The organism is Stappia indica, from assembly GCF_001696535.1.
GTDB lineage: Bacteria > Pseudomonadota > Alphaproteobacteria > Rhizobiales > Stappiaceae > Stappia > Stappia indica.
Window position 1 is genome coordinate 1 of the sequence record NZ_MBQE01000009.1, and the last position, 5,151, is coordinate 5,151.

The following is a 5,151-nucleotide window of genomic DNA, read 5'->3' on the forward strand; positions in this document are numbered from 1 at the left end:
ACCGCTTCCTGAACGACGTTGCGGCGGCGTGATCCCGGTCAGCTGATAGCGGCTTGAGAATACAAGACAGCCCGGGTGGTTTATCCACCCGGGCTGTTTTGCTTTGTGCGGCGCGCGGCGCGTGCCTGGTTTGCCTCGGCCGGCCTGGCTGGTCTTGGCCAGGCGCGACTTGTCTTCGGCGGCTGCGCCGTTGGTGTCGCGGCGTGGTTTGTCAGCCTGCGAGTTTGGTGACGGCGCGCTTGGCCATGACGGTGATGAGGTTGGCGCGATAGTCGGCCGAGCCGTGGATGTCGGAGATGAGCTCGTCCGCATCGGTCGTCACCGAGGCTGCGGCCTCCGGCGTGAAGCTCTGCGACAGCGCCTGCTCCAGCCCCTCGTGGCGGAAGACGCCGTTCGATCCGGCGCCCGTCACCGCGACCCGCACGCCGCCGTCGGTGCGGGCGACGAACACGCCGGCCATCGCATAGCGCGAGGCCGGGTTCGGATACTTGGCATAGGCGCAGGCCGCGCAGGCGGGGATCTCCACCGCCGTCACGATCTCCCCCTCCTCCAGCGCCGTCTCGAACAGGCCGGTGAAGAACTCTTCCGCCGCAAGCCGGCGCTTGTCGGTGACGATCGTCGCCCCCAAGGCCAGCATCGCCGACGGATAGTCCGCCGCCGGGTCGTTGTTGGCGATCGAGCCGCCGATCGTCCCGCGGTGGCGCACATGCGGATCGCCGATATGGCCGGCAAGCTCGGCAAGCCCCGGCGCCAGGCGCCGCACGCTCTGCGAGCCGGCAACCTCCGCATGGGTCGTCGCCGCCCCGATCCGCAAGGCGCCGCCCGTCTCCGCGATCCCCTTCAGGTCGGCGACATGGGTCACGTCGACAAGATCGGACGGCGCCGCCAGCCGCTGCTTCATCGTCGGCAGCAGGGTCATGCCGCCCGACAGGATCTTGCCGTCCTCGCTGCCGGCGATCTTCGCCGCCGCATCGGCGACGCTCGTCGCCCGGTGATAGGTCGTCTCGTACATCCCGTTCTCCCTCGCCCGGCAGTGCGACCGGGCCTCTTGCTCGTCTGGTAAGGCGCCCCCGGGGCCTAGGGCCGTCCGGGAGCGCCGTCCTCAAGGATTGCGTGGGTGCTGCTCCGCTGCCCTATTCGGCTGCCCTACTCGGCGGCCTGTGCCGGCCGGACCGTCTTCAGCGCCGCCCACACCGCCTGCGGCGTCGCCGGCATCTCCAGCGCGTTGGTGCCGATCGCGTCAGTGATCGCGTTCATCACCGCCGGCGGCGAGCCGATCGCCCCCGCCTCGCCGCAGCCCTTCATCCCCAGCGGGTTGCCCGGGCACGCCGTCACCGTCGTCATCAGCCGGTAGGACGGCACGTCGTCCGCACGCGGCATCGTGTAGTCCATGTAGGACGCCGACAGCAGCTGCCCGTCCGCGTCATAGGACGCGTTCTCCAGCAGCGCCTGGCCGATGCCCTGCGTCAGGCCGCCATGCACCTGCCCTTCCACGATCATCGGGTTGATGATCGTCCCGAAGTCGTCCGCCGCAACGAAGTCGACGATCTCCGTCCGACCCGTCTCCGGGTCCACCTCCACCTCGCACACATAGGTGCCGGCCGGGAACGTGAAGTTGGTCGGGTCGTAGAACGCCCCCTCCTTCAGACCCGGCTCCATGCCGGCCGGCAGGTTGTGCGCCGTATAGGCGGCAAGCGCCACCTGGAAGAACGGCAGCTCCTTGTCCGTGCCGGCCACCTTGAACGTGCCGCCCTCCAGCGCGATGTCCCCTTCCGAGGCCTCCAGCAGATGCGCGGCGATCCGCTTCGCCTTCGCCTCCACCTTGTCCAGCGCCTTGACGATCGCCGACATGCCGACCGCGCCCGAGCGCGAGCCGTAGGTGCCCATGCCGAACTGCACCTTGTCCGTGTCGCCATGCACGATCGCGACCGTGTCGAGACCGACGCCGAACCGCTCCGCAACAAGCTGCGCAAAGGTCGTCTCGTGGCCCTGGCCATGGCTGTGCGAGCCCGTCAGCACCTCGATCGTGCCGACCGGGTTCACCCGCACCTCCGCCGATTCCCACAAGCCGACGCCCGCTCCCAGCGAGCCGACCGCCTGGCTCGGCGCGATGCCGCAGGCCTCGATGTAGCAGGACAGGCCGATGCCGCGCAGCTTGCCCCGCCGCGCCGCCTCCGCCTTGCGCGCCGCAAAGCCCGCATAGTCGATCGCCGACAGCGCCGCCTCCAGCGAGGCATCGTAGTCGCCCGCGTCGTAGCACATGATCACCGGCGTCTGGTGCGGGAACGAGCGGATGAAGTTCGCCCGCCGGAACTCGGCCGGGTCCATCCCCACCTCGCGCGCCGCCGTCTCCATCATCCGCTCAAGCAGATACGTCGCCTCCGGCCGCCCCGCCCCGCGATACGCATCCACCGGCACCGTGTTCGTGTAGACCGTCTTCACGTTGCAGTGGATCGCCGGGATCGCATACTGGCCAGACAAGAGCGTCGCATAGAGATAGGTCGGCACCGACGAGGAGAACAGCGACATGTAGGCGCCCAGATTCGCCACCGTCTTCACCCGAAGCCCAAGGATCCGGTTCTGCGCGTCCAGCGCCATCTCCGCTTCCGAGTAGTGGTCGCGGCCATGCGCGTCCGTCAGGAACGCCTCCGTGCGCTCGCATGTCCACTTCACCGGGACGCCCGTCTTCTTCGACGCCCACAGGCACACCATCTCTTCCGGATAGATGTAGATCTTCGACCCGAAGCCGCCGCCCACATCCGGCGCGATCACCCTGAGCTTGTGCTCCGGCGCGATGTTGTAGAAGGCCGACAGAACGAGCCGCGCCACATGCGGGTTCTGCGAGGTCGTCCACAGCGTGTAGTGCTCGTCCGCCTCGTCATACTGGGCAAGGGCCGCGCGCGGCTCCATCGGGTTCGGCACCAGCCGGTTGTTGCGGATCTCCATCCGCGTCACATGCGCGGCGGAGGCGAAGGCCGCCTCGGTCGCCGCCGCATCGCCGATCTCCCAGTCGTAGATCAGGTTGCCCGGCGCTTCCTCGTGCAGCTGCGGCGCCCCGTCCTTCAGCGCGTCCAGCGCATCGACCACCGCGGGCAGCGGCTCGTACTCGACCTCGACCGCATCGGCGGCATCGCGCGCCTGCGCCCGCGTCTCGGCGATCACCACCGCCACCGCCTGGCCGACATGGCGCACATGCTCGCTCTCCAGCGCCCGCCAGGCGCCCATCTTCATCGGGCTGCCGTCCTTCGAGTGGATCATCCAGCCGCAGATCAGGTTGCCCACCCCGTCCGCGACCAGTTCCTGCCCGCTCAGCACCGCGATCACGCCCGGCATGGCCCGCGCCGCATCCGCATCGATCGACACCACCTTCGCATGGGCATGGGGCGAGCGCACGAACACCGCATGCGCCATCCCCGCCACCGTCATGTCGTCCGTGTAGCGGCCCTTGCCGGTGATGAAGCGCTTGTCCTCGCGCCGCTGCACGCGCGCACCGATACCTTCAACCGAACCTGCCATCTCGTCCTCCCTCGCGGATGCCTGCAGCGCCCGGCCTCCTCGCCGCGCCGCACTCCGCCTCGACGTCGTCTCGTTCCAACATTCCGGCCCAAAGGCCCTGCCCGAAGTTCTGGCCCGAAGTTCCGGCCCGAAGGCCCTGCCTGCGGGCGCGCCGTCTCCGGCCGGTAGGCTGCCGGCCCGCCATGCGCCGCTCCCCCCAGAACGGCCCAGAACGACAGCGGGCCCTGCCCCGGCCGGGCGGCCTCAGCGCCCTATTCGGCCGCCGTCTTCATCCCGGCCATCGTCTCGCTCGCGGCCGCGATCGCCTTGACGATGTTGTGGTAGCCCGTGCAGCGACAGATATTGCCTTCCAGCTCGGCCCGGATCGTCGCCTCGTCCAGCGGTCCCCCGCCATGGCGCGCGATCATGTCCACCGCCGCCATGATCATCCCCGGCGTGCAGAAGCCGCACTGCAGCCCGTGATGCTCCTTGAACGCCGCCTGCACCGGGTGCAGCTCGCCCCCGGACGCAAGACCCTCGATCGTCGTCACGTCCGACCCCGAGGCCTGCGCCGCAAGCATCGTGCACGACTTCACCGCCTTGCCGTCCACATGCACCACGCACGCCCCGCATTGCGACGTGTCGCAGCCCACATGCGTCCCCGTCAGGCCAAGACCCTCGCGCAGGAACTCCACCAGCAGCGTCCGGTCCTCGACCGTCCGCGTCACCGTCCGACCGTTCACGACCATGCTCACTTCGGCCATGCAAATCCTCCCTCGTTCCAAAAGGCCTGTTCCAACGCCCCTTCAGGACCCGGCCGGCCATCTTCAAACCTGTTGCTCAAACCTGCAGCGCGCCAGCACCTGCACGCCAACTTCAGCGCGTCAACTTCACCGCGTCAGCGCCAGGATCACGATCACCACCGCAAGCGCCGCAAGACCCCACACCATCGGACCGCCGAGAAAGCCCCGGCCCGCCGCCGTCTCGACCTCGGTCTCGACCTCGCGCGCCGTCTTCACGACCCGCTCCTCCGCCTCATGCACCGCATCCGAGACAGCCTCGCCGACATCGCCGGGAAGCCGCGACAGCGCCTCGCTCTTCGCCGCCTCGATCTCCCCCGCATCCGGCTCATCCGCAACCGCAGCAGGCGCAGCGCCGGCAGCCACGGCGCCAGCACCGGCACCGGCAGCCGCACCGGCCTCGCCCGAAGCCGCGCCGCCCTCCACGATCTCCTTGAACTTGCCGAAGAACTCGTCCGCCATCTTGCGCGACGTCGACACGATCAGACGGCTGCCAAGCTGCGCCAGCTTGCCCCCGACCTGCGCCTTCACCGTGTAGCTCAGCACCGTCTCCGCACCGTCCTCGGCCAGCGACACATCCGCCGCACCCTTGGCAAAGCCGGCAACCCCGCCCTTGCCCTCGCCGACAATCGTATAGCTCTCCGGCGGGTTCAGGTTCTCAAGTGTCACAGCGCCCTTGAACGTCGCCTTCACAGGCCCGATCTTCGCAACGACCGTCGCCGTCATCTCCCGGTCCGAAACCTTCTCGAGCTCCTCGCAGCCGGGAATGCAACGACGCAGAACATCCGCATCGTTCAGAGCGGCCCAAACCGCCCCGCGACCAGCCAAAATCCGATACTCACCAAACAAATCCATG

4 protein-coding genes are annotated in these 5,151 nt (G+C 68.8%); all 4 read right to left on the minus strand.

The features are described from left to right. Positions 1-211: 211 nt before the first annotated feature. A complete protein-coding gene (locus BBX35_RS22610; RefSeq protein ID WP_067224886.1) occupies positions 212-1,012 on the minus strand; it encodes an FAD binding domain-containing protein in 801 nt (266 codons plus the stop codon). Positions 1,013-1,146: 134 nt separating this feature from the next. Further along, positions 1,147-3,516, minus strand: a complete 2,370-nt coding sequence (locus tag BBX35_RS22615; RefSeq protein ID WP_067224888.1) for a xanthine dehydrogenase family protein molybdopterin-binding subunit — start codon at positions 3,514-3,516, stop codon at positions 1,147-1,149. Between the two features lie 251 nt (positions 3,517-3,767). Then, positions 3,768-4,259 carry a (2Fe-2S)-binding protein gene (locus BBX35_RS22620; protein WP_067224889.1) on the minus strand — a complete coding sequence of 164 codons (492 nt, stop codon included), beginning with the start codon at positions 4,257-4,259 and terminating at the stop codon, positions 3,768-3,770. 126 nt (positions 4,260-4,385) lie between these two features. Further along, positions 4,386-5,151, minus strand: a 766-nt coding sequence (locus tag BBX35_RS22625) for an SRPBCC family protein (RefSeq protein ID WP_067224891.1), incomplete at its 5' end; no start/stop codon positions are given.